Here is a 17,014-nt window from a genome sequence, read left to right as displayed (position 1 = left end):
TTATAACAACAATTTTAATAAATATAAGACTATAACCTTGACGCACTATCACTCATCCAAGAGTGTAAATGCTGGGAAAAAGAACGCCTAACAAGTAAATTAACCTCATTTATTTCCATAAGATGGATAATTACATCAATATGCGACAGTATTGTTTGAACAACTGAACCTTTCTTATTTTTAAATTCATTAAAGTTAAAAGGAGATCCAGTGGCAAATAAATCAAAAACTTTACTACCTTTTATATTCAGCATTACAAATTGGTCACTCACATCAGTTACTGCACCCAATTTTACTTTAGATATGTTTTTGATTAATTCATCTTCAACTTGATAAGTATTATTGTCCTCACTCACAGTTTCATTTGATATCAGCATCCATTCATCAGGACTTAACCAAAATGCAGTAAGTTTTTCTGCTGATGTAGATGTATTTGACTCTGTTGGTAGGACCATATTAAGATTTTTACCAATAGTTGTAATAAAATCTTTTGTTTTGCCTCTTATGATTAATTTCATAATAGGTTTAATTTCTTTAATGACTAAATCAGAATAAGTCACATCACCTTTAATAGAGGTTTTATAATTAAGCATTTAACCTCACATTTTCTTTATCAAAAAAAACAGGATCAACAATAGTTACATTAATATTTTTATCTTTCATTGAAATAAATAATTTTTGTCCTAGCATATTTTTACCACCTCTAACTACAGCTAGTGCAATAGATTTATTTAAATTAGGACTATAGTAACTTGAAGTTACATGACCTAGCATTTCAACAGGTTTTAAACTAGTGTTAGCAATTATCTGAGCTCCTTCTTCTAGAACATCAGTTGGAATATCTGTTATAAGACCTACTAATTGTTTCCTATCTTCCTTTATTGTATCAGATCTATAAAGAGATCTTTTACCAATAAAGTCATATTTCTTTTTACTAACAATCCAATCCATTTGTAAATCTATCGGTGTCATTGTCCCATCTGTATCTTGACCAACAATAATAAACCCTTTTTCTGCTCTTAATAAGTGCATCGTCTCTGTGCCATAAGGCGTGATATTAAACTCTTGACCTGCTGCAATGCATTTCTTCCATAAGGCTTCACCATAGTTTGCTTGAATATTAATTTCATAACTATGTTCACCTGTAAAACTAATACGCATAATTCTACATTTAATATTGTCAATTTTTGTATTCTTAAAGGACATGTGTGGAAAACTTTCATCTGAAAGATCAAGATCAGGTATCATTTTATTTAGAATTTTTTTACTACTTGGACCACAAACACTTGCTGTAGCATAGTGATCTGTGACTGATGATAAGTAGACATCCAATTCTGGCCACTCTGTTTGAAGATAATCCTCAAGTTTTCCTAATACATTTGCAGCTCCACCAGTTGTTGTTGTCATAATGTAGTGATTTTCATCAAGTCTAGTTGTGACACCATCATCATAAACCATGCCGTCTTCATTAAGCATTAAACCATATCTACACTTACCTATAGCCAGTTTTGACCAAGCATTTGTATAAATTCTATTTAAAAATTCTGAAGCATCAGTTCCTTGAATATCAATTTTACCAAGTGTTGAAGCATCCAGTATACCTGCGCTATCTCTTGCGGCTTTACTTTCTCTTTGAACAGCCTCATGCATGGTTTCGTCATTTTTTGGATAATACCAGGCTCTTTTCCACTGACCTACATTTTCAAATTCAGCATTATTTTTGATATGCCAGTCGTTAATCGGTGTTCTTCTGAATGTATCAAAATATTCTCCAACGTTTCTACCAACAATAGTTCCAAATGTTAAAGGTGTGTAAGGAGGTCTAAATGTTGTTGTACCCAGTTCTCCCATCTTAACTCCAGCTGTTTCAGCAATAATTCCCAATGCATGCATATTACCAAGTTTACCTTGATCTGTTCCCATGCCTGTTGTTGTATAACGCTTAACGTGCTCAATAGATCTAAAACCTTCTCTAAGTGCTAGCTTGATATCTTTTGCTGTTGCATCATTCTGATAATCAACAAAAGGTTTTGTTTTTCCAGGAGTCTTATCAGATGGCAATAACCAAATATTTCTAATTTCTTTATCTTTAGGACACTTGATACTTAAATCATCATACTCAGTTTCTTTTATGTTTAAAAACTCTTTTAATGTTTTTGATGTATTCTTAAGCATATCATCAAGCTCAAACTCACCATTACAAGAACCAATGCTAATTTGATCTGATGGATATTTATTAGGTATAAAAACCTGATCTTCATCTCTAAATTTTAATTTTCCACCTGATTGAGTAAACAAATGAACCGCGGGTGTCCACCCTCCAGCTATAGCTAAACAATCACAATCTAATATAATCTTTTCTGAGCTTGTGAAAGCTTGTCCATCTTTAGACAATGCCATAATTGTAATTTTATTTATTTTTTTATAACCCTCAGTATCTACAACTGTATGAGACCTATAAATTTTAATCCCTAAATTTTCAGCCTCATTAGTAAATTCAGAATTTGATTGTTCTCTGATATCAATAATAGCTTCAACATTAATTCCTTTTTTGCTTAATGAAATAGCACTTTCATAAGCCGTATCATTATTTGTAAAGAAAATATTTTTGTGACCAGTTGCTACACCATAATAATCAGCATATTTTTTAACAGCTGATGAAAGCATGATTCCAGGTCTATCATTATTATCAAATACAAGAGGTCTTTCTAAAGAACCAGTAGCAACAATTACTTTTTTTGCTCTAATCTTTAACAGTCTTTGTCTCACTTTATTTTTTTTTTCAATCTCTGAAAGATGGTCTGTCAAATTTTCCCTAGCTAATAAATAATTATATCCATGATAGGCGGCAACACTTGTTCTTGTTTTAATTTCTAGGTTTTCTAATTTTTCTAATTCACTAATTTCATTTTCTAGCCAAGTTGAAGAATTTTGATCATTAATCTTAATATGTTCTGAATTTTGGTAGATTGTTGATCCACCAATTTCACTTTTTTCATCAAGTAATAAAGTTTTAAAATTATTTTTAGCAGCTGTTTTTGCAGCCATAATTCCAGTAATACCCGCACCTATAACTAGTACATCGCAATGAATATATTTATGCTCATAAATATCCGGATCAGGCTTAGTAGGTGATTTCCCAAGTCCTGCTGAATGTCTTATAATGTACTCATACTTTTCCCAAAAATTAGCTGGCCACATAAATGTTTTATAATAAAAACCAGCAGGTAAAATAGGAGACATAAAATTATTTATTCCACCAATGTCAAAATTTACACTAGGCCAACAATTCTGGCTTGTTGCCTCTAAACCATCATAAATCTCTATTTCAGTAGCTCTAACATTAGGTTCGGTTAAAGAAGTGTTGTCATTTATTTGTACAATTGCACTAGGTTCTTCTGAACCAGCCGTCATTATTCCTCTTGGTCTATGGTATTTGAAGCTTCTTCCAACTAAATGAACGTCATTAGATAGTAATGCTGAGGCCAAAGTATCACCCTTAAAACCGTAATAAGTTTTGCCATTAAATTTAAATGAAACTTTTGTCGTTTCATCAATAAACTTACTAGTTTTTACTCTCAAATTTTTTGACATAGATTAGATTGTTGGTGGTTTTTCACCCATTTTATAAACTGACTTTATTTCATCGTTAGAAGTGTCTCTAGCTACATTAAACCATTTTCTGCAACCGTGAGCATGATTCCATCTTTCAAATTGAACACCTTTAATATTTTTTCTCATAAATAAATATTCTGCCCATTCATCGTCACTTAATTCTGTAGGTTGTTTAGGTCTTTCAATATGAGCTTCACCACCTGCTTTAAATTCACTTTGTTCGCGCTCACCACAAAAAGGACAAGTGATTAAAAACATTAATGTGCTACCGCCGCTGCACCATGTTCATCAACAAGGTCACCACTACTAAATCTATTTAAATTAAAAGCAGCATTTAATTTATGAGGTTCATCATTTGCAATTGTATAGGCAAATAAATCACCTGATCCAGGTGTTGCTTTAAACCCACCTGTTCCCCAACCACAATTAAAATACAAACCTTTTACAGATGTTTTGCTGATAATAGGACTTGCATCTGGACAAATATCTACAATGCCACCCCATTGTCTGAGCATTCGCATTCTACTAAAAATTGGGTAAAGTTCTAAAATTGCATTTAAAGTTCCTTCAACAATATCGTGACTACCTTTTTGTGAATAAGAAATATAATCATCAGTACCAGCACCTATCACAAGTTCACCTTTATCAGATTGGCTAACATAAGCATGAACTGCATTTGACATTACAACAGTGTCAATAATTGGTTTTACTGGTTCTGAGACTAGAGCTTGAAGAGGTTTACTTTCTAAGGGCAATCTGAGCCCAGCCATATTAGCAATTACACTTGAGTGTCCAGCTGCAACCACACCAATCTTTTTAGTTTTTATAAATCCTTTAGTTGTTTCTATACCCTCAACCTCATCACCAATTCTTTTAATTCCATTAACTTCACAATTTTGAATTATATCAACACCCATTTCATCAGCACCACGAGCATATCCCCATGCAACAGCATCATGTCTAGCAGTACCAGCTCTTCTTTGTAAAGTACCACCTAATACTGGATAACGAATATTAGAAGATGTATTGATAATAGGGCAAAATTTTTTAACTTCTTCAGTGCTCAAATACACAGCATCGATACCATTTAATCTATTAGCATGTGTTCTTCTTTTTAAATCCCTGATATCTTGTAAATTGTGAGCAAGGTTCATTACACCTCTTTGACTAAACATTACGTTGTAATTTATTTCTTGAGACAAACCTTCCCATAGTTTTAAAGCATGATCATATAGACCAGCACTTGCATCCCATAAATAATTAGATCTTATAATTGTAGTATTTCTTCCAGTATTACCACCACCGATCCAACTTTTTTCAACAACTGCAATATTTTTCATATTATGTTTTTTAGCTAAATAGTATGCTGTCGCTAAGCCATGACCGCCACCACCGATAATAACTGCATCGTATTCTTTTTTTATAGTGGGATCTTTCCAGGCTTTTTGCCAATTTTCGTGATAGGAAAAAGCATTTTTGACTAAAGAAAATACTGAATATTTATTTTTCATAATATTAATTAAGAATTACTTTATAAATATTGAATATTCAATACAATCGGGTATATCAATATCGCAGTGGAAGAGTGGGTGAGAGGCTGAAACCAGTCGTTTGCTAAATGACCGTGCGGGGAAACTTGTACCGAGGGTTCGAATCCCTCCTCTTCCGCCATTAAAATAAGGGCTGATCTTTGAAAAAATCATTCATTTTAATAGGCTTTTTTTCCAGTATATATCTATAGACATTATAGTTCTCCATAACACGCTGAACATAGTTTCTAGTTTCTTTGAATTTAATCAATTCAACCCAATCAACAAAATCAATTTGTTTTTTTTGAGGATTTTTATTTATTTTTTTCCAATATTTAACTCTCTTGGGACCAGCGTTGTAAGCAGCAGCAGCGAAAGGGTAGGCACCATCATACTGCAAAATTAAACCAGCTATATAATGAGACCCTAAATTAATATTATATTCAGGATCAGAAGTTAGTCTCGATTTTGAATAAGGTAGCTTTGCTTGTTTAGCAACTAGTTTAGCCGTGTAAGGCATTAATTGCATTAAACCTTGCGCTCCTACGTGACTGTTTGCTCTCATATCAAACTCACTTTCTTGTCTAATAAGAGAAAGAATGAAAGCAGTTTCTGGTATTTTTCTTCCATTAACGTATTTAGGAGTGCTTATAATCGGGTAGTTAAAATCATTATGAAATCTTTTTTGATAAGAGGCAATTTTTGAAATTTGTATTGCAAAATCGTACCTTGATATATTTGTTGCAAGTTCAGCTGCTAGAATTTCACTTCCACTTTTAATGTTATCATTTGCTAAATGTCTTAATATATTTTTAGTATATTTATCTTTGTTTAATTCATCTAAAAGATGAACAATTCTTACTAATTCTTTTTTATAAAAATATTTTCTATATTCTTCAGTAACAATGGCTTGCTCACTTAATTCAAATTTTTCATTTGGTTTAGTTTTTAAAAATGCTAGTTGACCATAATAAGTTGATAAGTATTTTGTTGCTTCAGTATACCATTGTTTAGATTGTTCTTTATCACCAATGTTCTCATAAGAGCGCGCAAGCCAATAAGCTCCACGTGATAAACTAATAGGATAACTTACATTTTGATAAAAATTATTAAAATGATCTATTGCTAAAATTGGATCATTTAAAAAACTTAATGCAATCCAACCACTCAACCACTCAGCATCTGCAAATTCTGGACCTTTATCTAAAGAATGTTTGCTTGCAACTTTATATGCGGTCTCATATTTTTTCTTATAAATTAAAGCTCTTGCCATAATTGCTCTTTCCTTCCACCATTTATCAGGTCTAACTAAGTAATTTTTGTTATTTGGAATTTTAAATATAATTTCTAAGGAATCATCTACTCTACCTCTTTTTCTTCTCCATTTAAGTCGATCATAATTTAGTCCAGCATCATTTTTAAGTTTGGCTGGAACATTTTTGATAGCATTATCAACACCATAAGATTTACTCATTAAAATTTGCCTAGCTGTATAAAGTAACTCATAGTCTTTAGGTAAATATCTTAGCATTCTTTTTAAATCCCAAAATTTACCTTCCCAAGCTAAGTAGTCTGCACGTTTAATATAATCTTCCACATTTAAATATTTCTTATATTTTTTTCTAAAAAATTTCATATCAGCTCTATTAAGTTCTGCGGTTACCCATCCGTCTTTAATCAAAGAAGTCCCTTTAGTAATATTGCCTTTTAAAATAAAGCTTTCTCCCAATATTAATTTTCCATATCCACTTAAGGGCTCTTCAGAATTAAACCAAGCTATAATCTTATTTGGTGAAACTTTATTTGTTGACAGCTTATGTTCAGCTAAATAGCGAATTCTACCAATTCTTGGATAATTTTCATTACGTTGGATAAACTCTAAATAATCATAAAAACTTGCTTGATTACCTGTGGTTAATAAATGTCTCCACTGAATAAAATTATATATGGACTTGTCTTTAGCTTTTTTAGATTGTGATAATGCTGTCGTCCACTGACTTTTTTGCATTGCTTGAATAGATTTTTTTGCAATACCATAATCTTTTTGATTATAATATTTTGACTGAGTCTTAACTATTAATTTAGTCTTTTTAACTACTAAGGGCTTACTTTTTGGTATGAGAAAATTTATTTTTTTTACATCTTTCTTTACTATTTTGGTTTCAGTTTTTTTAAGCTTTTTAGAAGGCTTAGATTTAGGCTTAAGAATACTTTGTGAAATCTTTGCATCTTGAGCATCTTTATCTAAAATAGGTTTTTTTAGAGGAATTATGGAGATTTCAGCAGCAAATAAATTTCCTGTTATTATTAAACTTAATAATAATGTGTTTATAAAAAAAAATATCTTTCTAACCATAAATTTACTAAATGAATCTCTAAACTATGTTATAAGTATTTATGTTCAAAGGATCAAATGTTGCTTTAATAACTCCGTTTAAAAATGATAAACTTGATGAAGATAGTTATATCAAGCTTATTCATTTTCAAATTAAAAATGGAACTAATGGTCTAGTTCCTGCTGGAACTACTGGGGAATCTCCAACTTTAAGTCATGCTGAGCATCAAAAAGTTATTGATTTGTGTGTCCAGGAAAGCAAGGGAAAAAGTATTGTAATCGCCGGGACAGGATCCAACTCAACCAAAGAAGCTATATCATTAACCACACATGCTGAAAAAGCAGGTGCTGATGCAGCTTTAGTAGTTACACCTTATTACAATAAACCCACTCAAGAAGGATTATATCAGCATTATAAAGCTATTAATGATAAGGTTGGTATACCTATTATAATTTATAACATTCCAGGACGATCTGTAATTGATATGTCTGTCGATACAATGGCCAGGTTGTTTGAGTTAAAAAATATTGTTGGTGTTAAAGATGCTACAGGTGATCTTGATAGAGTTAATCAGCAAAAAAATAAAATGGGTAACAATTTTATTCAACTTACTGGAAATGATGACAACGCATTAGATTTTAATAAAAGAGGTGGTGTGGGTTCAATAAGTGTTACGGCAAATATAGCCCCAAAGCTTTGTGCAGATTTTCAAAAATCTTCAAAAATAGATACTGAAGAAGAAAAACAAGAAACAGAAAGATTAGATAAAATACTCCAGCCGATTCATAACTCTATGTTTATAGAAAGCAATCCAAGTCCAGTTAAGTATGCTGCAAAACTTTTGGGCTTATGTGATGATGATGTTAGGTTACCTTTAGTTAAGGTTACAGAATCAACTAAAGAAGTTATTAAAAAAGCTCTAGTATCAGCAAATCTACTCTAATGAACAAGAAAACCAACCCTGGTTTAAAAATTATCTGTTTAAATAGAAAAGCAAGTTTCAACTATTTTTTTGAAGAGTTAATTGAAGCAGGAATTGTACTCAAAGGATCTGAGATTAAATCTATAAGAGATGGAAAGGTTAACATAGCAGATTCATATGCTGTAGAAAAAGAAGGTGAAATAATTTTGATCAATTCCCACATTGCAGCCTTTAAACAAGCTAGCTATTCAAATCATAATCCAATGGATGAAAGAAAACTTCTATTAAATAGAAAAGAAATCAACAAACTAATTGGAAAGATGCAGAAAGACGGTTTAACACTTGTTCCAACAAAAATGTATTTTAAAAAAGGTAAGGCTAAAATTGAGATAGCAGTAGCTAAAGGGAAAAAACAATTTGATAAAAGAGCAACTAAAAAAAATAGAGACTGGAATCGTGAAAAAGCAAGACATATTAGAAAATCCAGCTAATTTTGTATACTTAGCAATCGGATCAAATTTAGGAAATAAAATTAGCAACATTGAAATAGCTAAATTTGAATTAGAAAAACATAAAGTTAAAATTTTAAAACTCTCATCTAATTATATAACAAAGTCTTGGCCAGATTCATCTATGCCAGATTATATCAATATTGTTATAAAAGTTAAAACTAGCCTAGAACCACTTGATTTATTAAGAATATGTAATTTAATAGAATTAAAGCTGGGAAGGATTCGGTCTAAAAAAAATACACCTAGAACATGTGATATTGACATTATTGACTACGATAAAAAGATATTAAACAAAAAAAATAGTAAATTAATTTTGCCTCACCCTCGTATGAATAAAAGAAATTTTGTATTACTGCCACTTTTTGAGCTAGACAAATCATGGAAACATCCAATATTGAAGGTTAATATAGTTAATTTGATCAACTCTTTATCAGTTAAAGACTTAAGGTCTATTAAACAAATATAAATTAATGTTATAATCACACATGCTTAATTCTGAAGAATTAATAAAAAAAGTTAAATTATATAATAAATTTTTAAATCCAGAAAAATTAAATAAAGCTTATGATTTTGCAATTAAAGCACACAAAAATCAAAAACGTGATTCTGGCGACCCATATTCAAATCATCCGATAGCTGTAGCCAGTATATTAACAGAACTAAAGCTCGATAGTGCAACCATAGCAACTGGACTACTTCATGATACCATCGAAGATACACATGCTACTTATGATACTATTAAGAAAGAATTCGGCCAAGAAGTTGCTGACTTAGTGGATGGTGTAACAAAAATATCAGTTTTTGAAAATCAGATTACATCAACTTCAAAAGCAGAAAATTTTAGAAAATTAATTTTAGCAACCTCAAAAGATATTAGAGTGCTGTTAGTTAAGATCGCTGATAGATTGCATAACATGAGAACAATTGATGCCATTTCAAAAATTGAAAAAAAAGAGCGTATTGCAAAAGAAACTATGGAAATCTATGCACCATTAGCTGACAGAATGGGTATGCACAGAATTAGAGATGAGTTAGAAGATTTATCTTTTAAAGTTCTAAATAATAACGCAAGAGAACTTATAAAAAAAAGGTTAGATGAAATTAAAGATGATAAAGTAAATAGCTTTAACTCAATTTCATTGCAATTCAGTGGATTGTTAAATGAACACAAAATAAATGCTGAAATTATTGGTCGAGAAAAAACTCCTTTTTCTATATGGAGAAAAGTTCAAAAAAAAAGAATATCACTAGAGCAAATTTCAGATATCATTGGATTTAGAATAATACTTGATAGTGTTGAAGATTGTTATAAAGCTCTTGGTATATTTCACAAAGAGTGGAATTGTATACCTGGAAAATTTAAAGATTATATTTCGTCGCCTAAGATTAATAAATATCAATCATTACATACTTCAATTATAGGACCTAATAGAAGACCAATTGAAATACAGCTTAGAACATTACAAATGCATGAGTATGCTGAAAGAGGCATAGCATCACATTGGAAATATAAATCTTCCGAAAAATTTAATTTATTAACGTGGAAAGAATATGATTGGCTTGCCGATTTAGTTGAGATTATTGATAAGAATGAAAACCCAGAACACTCTTATGAGTATACCAAGCTACAAATGTTTCAGGAAAATGTTTTTTGTTTCACTCCAAAAGGATCTGTAATTAAATTACCAAAGGACGCAACGCCAATTGATTTTGCATATGCTGTGCATACTAAAATAGGTAATAGCACTATAGCCTGTAAGATTAATGGTAACGATAGTGAGTTACAAAGTATACTTTATAATGGAGATGTTGTGGATATTATAACTTCTAAAAATAAATCACCTTCATTGCACTGGATACCTGTTACAAAAACTGGAAAAGCAAGATCAGCAATTAGAAAGTATTGGTATAAAAAAGGAGAAGAAAAAGCTCAAAGAATTAAAAAATACAATACTACGTTATGGATTTCTTTACCCGATAAACCAGGAAAACTAGGAGAGATAACAACTTTACTTGGTAGCCATAGTTTAAACATCTCGAGCGTTGAAATGAAGGAAAAGTCTAAAGAATATATTAATTTTAAATTCAATCTTATTATAAAAGATTTGAAGAACTTTACAAATTTTATTAGTGAGTTAAAACAAAAGGAAATTAAATTTAAAATCATTAGACACGAGGATAACTGGTTAAAGGAACGTAATGCTTTCACACGAAAAATCTTTAAATATTTTAAAAAAAACTAACGCACTTTTAGAAGGTCATTTTATTCTTTCTTCGGGGTTGCATTCACCTAAATATATTCAGTGTGCTAAACTTTTAAGCTTTCCACATTTAGCTCATGATATTTGTAATTCATTAGCAAAAAAAATTAAAAAAAAATTTAAATCTATAGATTTAATTTTAGCCCCTGCAATGGGGGGCGTTATTATTGGTTATGAAATTGGTAAACTTCTAAAAAAAGAGACAATATTTTGTGAAAGAGTTAATGGTAAATTTGTCTTAAGACGTGGGTTTCATATAAAAAAAGGATCAAAAGTTTTAATAATTGAAGATGTTATAACAACAGGCAAATCAAGCTTAGAATGCGTTAAGTTGATAACAAAGCCAGGTGCAAAACTTATCGGCTTTGCCTCGATTATTGATAGATCAACCAAGAAATCACTAAAGATAAAAAGGAATATTATTTCACACATGAAAATAGACGTTCCGACATTTAAGAAAAATAACCTTCCAGAAAGTCTTAAAAATACTCCGATTACAGTTCCTGGAAGTAGATTTATTAAATGAAAAGACTAGGTATTAATATTGATCATGTTGCTACAATAAGAAATGCAAGAGGGTCTTTCCACCCAGATCCGTTAACCATTGCTAAGCATGTAACTAAATGTGGAGCTCATTCAGTAACTATACATTTGAGAGAAGACAGAAGACATATAAAAGATATTGATGTCATTAAAATTTGTAAAAATAAAAAAATAATCACTAATCTAGAAATTTCCCTAAACAAAGAAATAATAAATATAGCATTAAAAAATAAACCTAATTTTATTTGCATAGTTCCAGAAAAAAGAAAGGAAATAACAACAGAAGGCGGATTAAACCTAATAAAAAATAAAAAAAAAATAAAAGAAATAATATCATTATTTAATAAGAAAAATATTAGAACAAGTTTATTTGTAGACCCAACTTTAAAAGATATAAAAATTGCAAAAGAATTAAATTCTTCTTGTGTTGAATTACATACCGGGAAAATTTCTAATTTAGTAAAAGATAATAAAAATTATAAAAATGAATATTTAAGAATTAAGAAATGTTCAGAACTTGGTGTTAAATTTGGAATTGAGGTTCATGCTGGCCATGGTCTTGACTATAAAACTACTGCTATACTAAGTAAAATTAAAGAAATTACAGAATTTAATATTGGTCATTTTATAATTGGTGAGTCACTCACTCATGGTTTAAAAAACACTATTAAGGCATTTAAAAAAATAATCAATAAATAGATATGAAAATTCTTGGCATCGGTGTCGATATAGTAGAAAATATTAGAATACATAAATCTTTAAAAAATGTTAGTTTTATTAAAAGAGTTTTTTCTAGTTCAGAAATATTGTTAGCCAAAAATATAACAAATAAAAAATCTTACTATTCTAAAAGATTTGCTGCTAAGGAAGCATTTTCTAAAGCAATTGGAACAGGTTTTAGGGGTAATTTGAATTTTAAAGATATAACTATAAGTAATGATAAATTAGGAAAACCCTCATTTGTAGTCACCGATAAAATTAAAAAAATTATTAAAAAGCAATTTAAGATAGCATCCTTTGATTTATTTCTGTCAATTTCAGATGAAAAAAAATATTCTATAGCCTACGTAATTTTACAAAAAAAATGATAACCAAAAATATTATAATTGATAATGTTAAGACAATTTTTTATGCTTTAGTAATAGCTATTGTTATCAGATCTCTTTTTATTCAACCTTTCTATATTCCCTCGTCATCAATGGAGCCAACACTTTTAATTGGTGATAGATTGTTTGTTACGAAATATTCTTATGGTTACAGCAAACATTCTTTCCCTTTTAGCCCACCAATAATAAATGGAAGACTATTTTCTAAGAAACCTATGGTTGGTGATGTTATTGTTTTTAAAACACCAGCTGATAATAGGACAGATTATATTAAAAGATTAATTGGTCTACCAGGTGATAATATTCAATTCATTAACGGTGATCTATTTGTAAACAATAATCAAATATTCAAATCTATAATTTCTCAAAATGATAAAATTTATTGTGGAAAACAAATTATAGACGTTAATACATTTGAGGAAAAACTTCCAAATGGCAAAACACATAATAGTGTATATTTAAAAAATTATAGTTTTCAAAATTCTGATAATTTTATAGTTCCTTCTAAACACTATTTTTTTTTAGGTGACAACAGAGACTGCTCTAAAGATAGTAGATACCTGACTAGTGTCGGTTATGTTCATGAAGATAATTTAGTCGGCAAAGCTCAATTCATTTTTTTTTCATCTGATTTTAGAATTGGAAATATCTTTTCTTTTTGGAAATGGCATAAGACAATTAGATTTGACAGGTTTTTTAAGAAAATTATTTAATGAAAATTAATCCCACAACATTAGAAAAGAAATTAAAATTAAAGTTTTCAGATCAAAAAATTTTCATTAAAAGCTTAACACATAAAAGCTTTGACTCATTAAACAATAATGAAAAAATTGAATTTTTAGGAGATAGAGTTTTAGGTCTTATTATCGCAAAAAAATTATTAGAACTCTATCCAGAAGAAAGAGAAGGGGTGCTAGATAAAAAATTTGCTTCATTAGTAAATAAAAAAAGATGCCTAGAAATTGCTAAAAAAATTGAACTAGAGAAATATATTTTAGTTTTAAACCCTAAGAATAAAAAAATTGAAATTGAAGATAAAATAATAGCGGACTGTTTAGAAGCTTTAATTGGAGCGATCTACCTTGACAAAGGTTTAAATTTCACTGAAAAATTTATTCTCAATTTATGGAGTGAGCATATTACAGCAAGTGTTGTAACCCAAATTGACGCAAAGACAAAACTTCAAGAGTACTCGCTTAAGATTTTTAAAGTCTTGCCTATTTATAAGCTAATATCTAATACTGGCCCTCGACATAAACCACTCTTTAAAATTGCTGTTAAACTAAAAAATACTAAATTTTTCACAGCAGAAGGATTTTCTAAAAAAGACGCAGAACAGAATGCTGCTTATTTATGCATTGAGGATGTTTTTAAAAAATGAATTGGGATGATAGCGCTTATTTAGTTTCCAAAAATAGATACAGTGAAAATTCAATAATTGCTGAAGTTTTTACAGAAAACCATGGAAAAATTTCAGGAATAATTTTTGGTGGTACATCAAAGAAAATCAAAAACTATTTACAAATTGGTAATAAAATTTATGTAAACTATAAATCTAAAAATGTTACTAGAATTGGTTATTTTAAAATAGAAATTCTAAAAGCCTTAACTCCACTCTATTTTGACGAAAATCAAAAACTATCATGTATTACCTCAGCAATGCATCTTATAAAGCTTCTTACTGCTGAAGCTCAGTCTAATAAAGAAATTTTTAAATTAATTGATAAATTTTTTGAAATATTAACTTATGATAATTGGATACAAAAATATATTTTCTGGGAGTTAGAACTTTTAAAATTATTAGGATATGATTTAGAATTAAAAAATATGGTAGAAAAAGAGATTGTTGATAGTGAAATCAATTATTTTGTTAAATCATCGACTGAAAAAAAAATTATTCCAAATTTTTTAATAGATGAAAATAATCTAGATGTTAATTTAAAAAATTTACTCAAAGGTTTAAAACTTGTTAGTGATTACCTTGAAAAAAGTATTCTAAAACCAAATAATCTAAACCTTCCAATTTCTAGGACTCATTTTATTAATCTTTTAAAATAATTATTTGATTAAATCGTTAATTCTATCAGCATAATAGCTTACTATAGCGTTTGCCCCAGCTCTTTTAAATGAAATCAAACTCTCTAATACTGCATTTTTATCTATCAGCCCTTTTTTTATACTATTACTTAATAGACTGTATTCACCTGAGACTTGATAGGCTAGAACAGGAATTTTAAAATTATCTTTAACTATTTTAATTATGTCTAGATAAGGCATTCCAGGTTTAACCATAACCATATCAGCTCCTTCTTTAATATCTAGAGCTACCTCTCTTATCGCTTCATCACTGTTTCTAAAGTCCATTTGGTAATTTTTCTTATCACCTTTTAGTAAATTTTTTGAACCAACTGCATCTCTGAATGGACCATAAAAACTTGATGCATATTTTACTGCATAAGAAAGTATCTGAACCATTTCGTGACCTTCTTTATCTAAAGCTTTTCTTATTTTACCAATTCTTCCATCCATCATGTCTGATGGAGCTAAAACATCACAACCAATTTCTGCTTGTAACAATGATTGATTTATCAAGATTTCAATAGTTTCATCATTTAATACATAACCTGATTTTATTAAACCATCATGACCATGAGAAGTATAAGGATCTAAAGCTACATCACACATAATACCAATTTCATTTTTATATCTTTTTTTAATATAATGAATGGCTTTACAAACAAGATTGTCATCATTTAAAGCTTCAGTTCCAATATGATTTTTTTTTGTTTTATTTGTATTCGGAAATAATGCAACCATAGGTATTTTATTCTTGATTGCTTTATCAATAATAACTCCAAGTTTATCTATTGTGTATCTATAAACGTCAGGCATTGTTTTAATGGATTGTTTTATATTTTTTCCATCAATTAAGAATATAGGTAATATAAAATCACTAGATGAAAGGCTATTTTCTTGAATTAACCTTCTAGACCAATCGTTTTTACGACTGCGTCTAAGCCTTAAATTTGGATAATTTCCTGTAATCATGTTTAAATATATTTTTAAAATGCGACAAATGTATTATACAAATATATATTAAATTAAGTAAAAAACAATCAGCATGATTATTGAAAATAAAAATATTGTAAGCTTAGATCTAAAAAAAGAAGAGAAGATTTTAGATTTTAGTGACTTTCAAAAACAAAATATCAAGTTTGATATTAATAAATTACAAGAAGCTTACAATCAAATTATTCAAACTAAAAAATTTGATGATGGTGGAGGAATTGCCCACTTTGGAGCTATTTCTCTAACACAAATTCCTGGTGACCCAGACTCTGTCAAAGGAAGCAAAGCTAGAGGTGTTTATTGGACAAAACCAGATAAGTCAGGAAAGGAAGTTTCAAGAGATGTTTCAATTGATGAAGCTGCTTATTCAGAATTTATACCTGACTATGAAAACACATACTTTAAAGAAGTGTTTGATGTGCTTTCTTCAAAATATAAATTAGGTAGAGTTAGGATTTTATTAAAGGAGCCAAGATCGACATTGAGTTGGCATAGAGATCCAGAACCAAGATTGCATATACCTCTAATTTCAAATCCAGGCTGCTTAATGGTTATAGACAATGTTGCAAAACATATGCCTGCAGACGGATCGGTGTGGGTTACTAACAATACAAAATATCATAATGCTTTTAATGGTGGAGAAGAAAATAGAGTTCACTTAGTTGCGTGTGTTTTGGATTATAAGTTTAATTAGATTGAAAAAAATATTTTTATCATCAGATCACGCTGGTTATAAGTTAAAAGAATTCATTAAAATTCATTTAGATAAAAAAAAAATTTATTATACAGACCTAGGCCCATACAATAGTTATAGGGTTGATTATCCTGATTATGCTCATAAAGTTGCAAAAAAAGTTAAAACAAGCAAAAATCATATTGGTATACTAGTATGCGGTTCTGGCATTGGCATGAATATTGCGGCAAATAGACATAAGAATATACGTGCGGCCCAGTGTTTTAATTTAAAATCCACAAAATTATCAAGATTGCATAATGATGCAAATATCATTACATTAGGTTCAAGACTGCTAACTAAAAAAAATGCTTTAAATTGTGTCAGTGTTTTTTTGAATACAAAGTTTGATGGTGGAAGACACGCAAAAAGAATTAAAAAGATTTAA

18 protein-coding genes and 1 tRNA gene are annotated in these 17,014 nt (G+C 29.6%); 13 read left to right on the top strand and 6 right to left on the bottom strand.

Annotation, left to right across the window (positions count from 1 at the left end):
* Positions 1 to 29: 29 nt before the first annotated feature.
* The 4 genes from AC5YGA_RS03350 to AC5YGA_RS03335 are packed head-to-tail and all read right to left on the bottom strand — an operon-like array spanning position 30 to position 5,126.
* The gene (locus tag AC5YGA_RS03350; RefSeq protein WP_415309317.1) at positions 30 to 593 is read right to left on the bottom strand and encodes a sarcosine oxidase subunit gamma; all 564 of its coding nucleotides are present in this window, start codon (positions 591 to 593) and stop codon (positions 30 to 32) included.
* Entirely contained in the window at positions 586 to 3,594 is a 3,009-nt protein-coding gene (locus tag AC5YGA_RS03345) for a sarcosine oxidase subunit alpha family protein (RefSeq protein WP_415309316.1), read from the bottom strand. Before AC5YGA_RS03345 ends, AC5YGA_RS03350 begins: the two co-directional genes overlap by 8 nt.
* Before the next feature lie 3 nt (positions 3,595 to 3,597).
* Entirely contained in the window at positions 3,598 to 3,873 is a 276-nt protein-coding gene (locus tag AC5YGA_RS03340; RefSeq protein ID WP_415309315.1) for a sarcosine oxidase subunit delta, read from the bottom strand.
* Positions 3,873 to 5,126, bottom strand: coding sequence for a sarcosine oxidase subunit beta family protein (locus tag AC5YGA_RS03335; protein WP_415309314.1), 1,254 nt, complete (start codon positions 5,124 to 5,126; stop codon positions 3,873 to 3,875). The genes AC5YGA_RS03340 and AC5YGA_RS03335 overlap by 1 nt, the downstream gene beginning before the upstream one ends.
* 68 nt (positions 5,127 to 5,194) lie before the next feature.
* On the opposite strand from AC5YGA_RS03335, the gene AC5YGA_RS03330 reads away from it, so the two are divergent.
* A tRNA-Ser gene (locus AC5YGA_RS03330) sits at positions 5,195 to 5,286 on the top strand.
* Here the strand turns inward: AC5YGA_RS03330 and AC5YGA_RS03325 are convergent.
* Entirely contained in the window at positions 5,287 to 7,500 is a 2,214-nt protein-coding gene (locus AC5YGA_RS03325; protein WP_415309313.1) for a lytic transglycosylase domain-containing protein, read from the bottom strand.
* Positions 7,501 to 7,541: 41 nt separating this feature from the next.
* Here AC5YGA_RS03325 and dapA point away from each other — a divergent pair, with 41 nt between their 5' ends.
* The 10 genes from dapA to recO are packed head-to-tail and all read left to right on the top strand — an operon-like array spanning position 7,542 to position 14,882.
* On the top strand, positions 7,542 to 8,423 hold the full coding sequence (gene dapA / locus AC5YGA_RS03320; protein WP_415309312.1) for a 4-hydroxy-tetrahydrodipicolinate synthase: 882 nt from the start codon (positions 7,542 to 7,544) through the stop codon (positions 8,421 to 8,423).
* Positions 8,423 to 8,893: an SsrA-binding protein SmpB gene (gene smpB, locus AC5YGA_RS03315; RefSeq protein ID WP_415309311.1), complete on the top strand. Its 471-nt coding sequence runs from the start codon at positions 8,423 to 8,425 to the stop codon at positions 8,891 to 8,893. The genes dapA and smpB overlap by 1 nt, the downstream gene beginning before the upstream one ends.
* Positions 8,859 to 9,380, top strand: coding sequence for a 2-amino-4-hydroxy-6-hydroxymethyldihydropteridine diphosphokinase (gene folK, locus AC5YGA_RS03310; RefSeq protein ID WP_415309310.1), 522 nt, complete (start codon positions 8,859 to 8,861; stop codon positions 9,378 to 9,380). Before smpB ends, folK begins: the two co-directional genes overlap by 35 nt.
* A gap of 19 nt (positions 9,381 to 9,399) precedes the next feature.
* Entirely contained in the window at positions 9,400 to 11,157 is a 1,758-nt protein-coding gene (locus tag AC5YGA_RS03305) for a bifunctional (p)ppGpp synthetase/guanosine-3',5'-bis(diphosphate) 3'-pyrophosphohydrolase (RefSeq protein ID WP_415309309.1), read from the top strand.
* Entirely contained in the window at positions 11,114 to 11,701 is a 588-nt protein-coding gene (gene pyrE / locus AC5YGA_RS03300; RefSeq protein ID WP_415309308.1) for an orotate phosphoribosyltransferase, read from the top strand. The genes AC5YGA_RS03305 and pyrE overlap by 44 nt, the downstream gene beginning before the upstream one ends.
* Positions 11,698 to 12,417: a pyridoxine 5'-phosphate synthase gene (locus AC5YGA_RS03295; protein ID WP_415309307.1), complete on the top strand. Its 720-nt coding sequence runs from the start codon at positions 11,698 to 11,700 to the stop codon at positions 12,415 to 12,417. Before pyrE ends, AC5YGA_RS03295 begins: the two co-directional genes overlap by 4 nt.
* A gap of 2 nt (positions 12,418 to 12,419) precedes the next feature.
* The gene (gene acpS / locus AC5YGA_RS03290; protein WP_415309306.1) at positions 12,420 to 12,806 is read left to right on the top strand and encodes a holo-ACP synthase; all 387 of its coding nucleotides are present in this window, start codon (positions 12,420 to 12,422) and stop codon (positions 12,804 to 12,806) included.
* On the top strand, positions 12,803 to 13,537 hold the full coding sequence (gene lepB, locus AC5YGA_RS03285) for a signal peptidase I (protein ID WP_415309305.1): 735 nt from the start codon (positions 12,803 to 12,805) through the stop codon (positions 13,535 to 13,537). The genes acpS and lepB overlap by 4 nt, the downstream gene beginning before the upstream one ends.
* Positions 13,537 to 14,205, top strand: a complete 669-nt coding sequence (rnc, locus tag AC5YGA_RS03280; RefSeq protein ID WP_415309304.1) for a ribonuclease III — start codon at positions 13,537 to 13,539, stop codon at positions 14,203 to 14,205. The genes lepB and rnc overlap by 1 nt, the downstream gene beginning before the upstream one ends.
* Entirely contained in the window at positions 14,202 to 14,882 is a 681-nt protein-coding gene (gene recO, locus AC5YGA_RS03275) for a DNA repair protein RecO (protein ID WP_415309303.1), read from the top strand. Before rnc ends, recO begins: the two co-directional genes overlap by 4 nt.
* On the opposite strand, the gene hemB is transcribed toward recO, so the two are convergent.
* The gene (gene hemB / locus AC5YGA_RS03270; protein ID WP_415309302.1) at positions 14,883 to 15,872 is read right to left on the bottom strand and encodes a porphobilinogen synthase; all 990 of its coding nucleotides are present in this window, start codon (positions 15,870 to 15,872) and stop codon (positions 14,883 to 14,885) included.
* A gap of 73 nt (positions 15,873 to 15,945) precedes the next feature.
* Between hemB and AC5YGA_RS03265 the strand changes: the two genes are divergently transcribed.
* Positions 15,946 to 16,587, top strand: coding sequence for an aspartyl/asparaginyl beta-hydroxylase domain-containing protein (locus AC5YGA_RS03265; protein ID WP_415309301.1), 642 nt, complete (start codon positions 15,946 to 15,948; stop codon positions 16,585 to 16,587).
* Between the two features lies 1 nt (position 16,588).
* On the top strand, positions 16,589 to 17,014 hold the full coding sequence (gene rpiB / locus AC5YGA_RS03260) for a ribose 5-phosphate isomerase B (protein ID WP_415309300.1): 426 nt from the start codon (positions 16,589 to 16,591) through the stop codon (positions 17,012 to 17,014).

The organism is Candidatus Pelagibacter sp. uisw_091 (genome assembly GCF_059512525.1).
The sequence above is the reverse complement of the archived record's forward strand: the minus strand, read 5'-3'. Positions and strand labels throughout refer to the sequence as shown.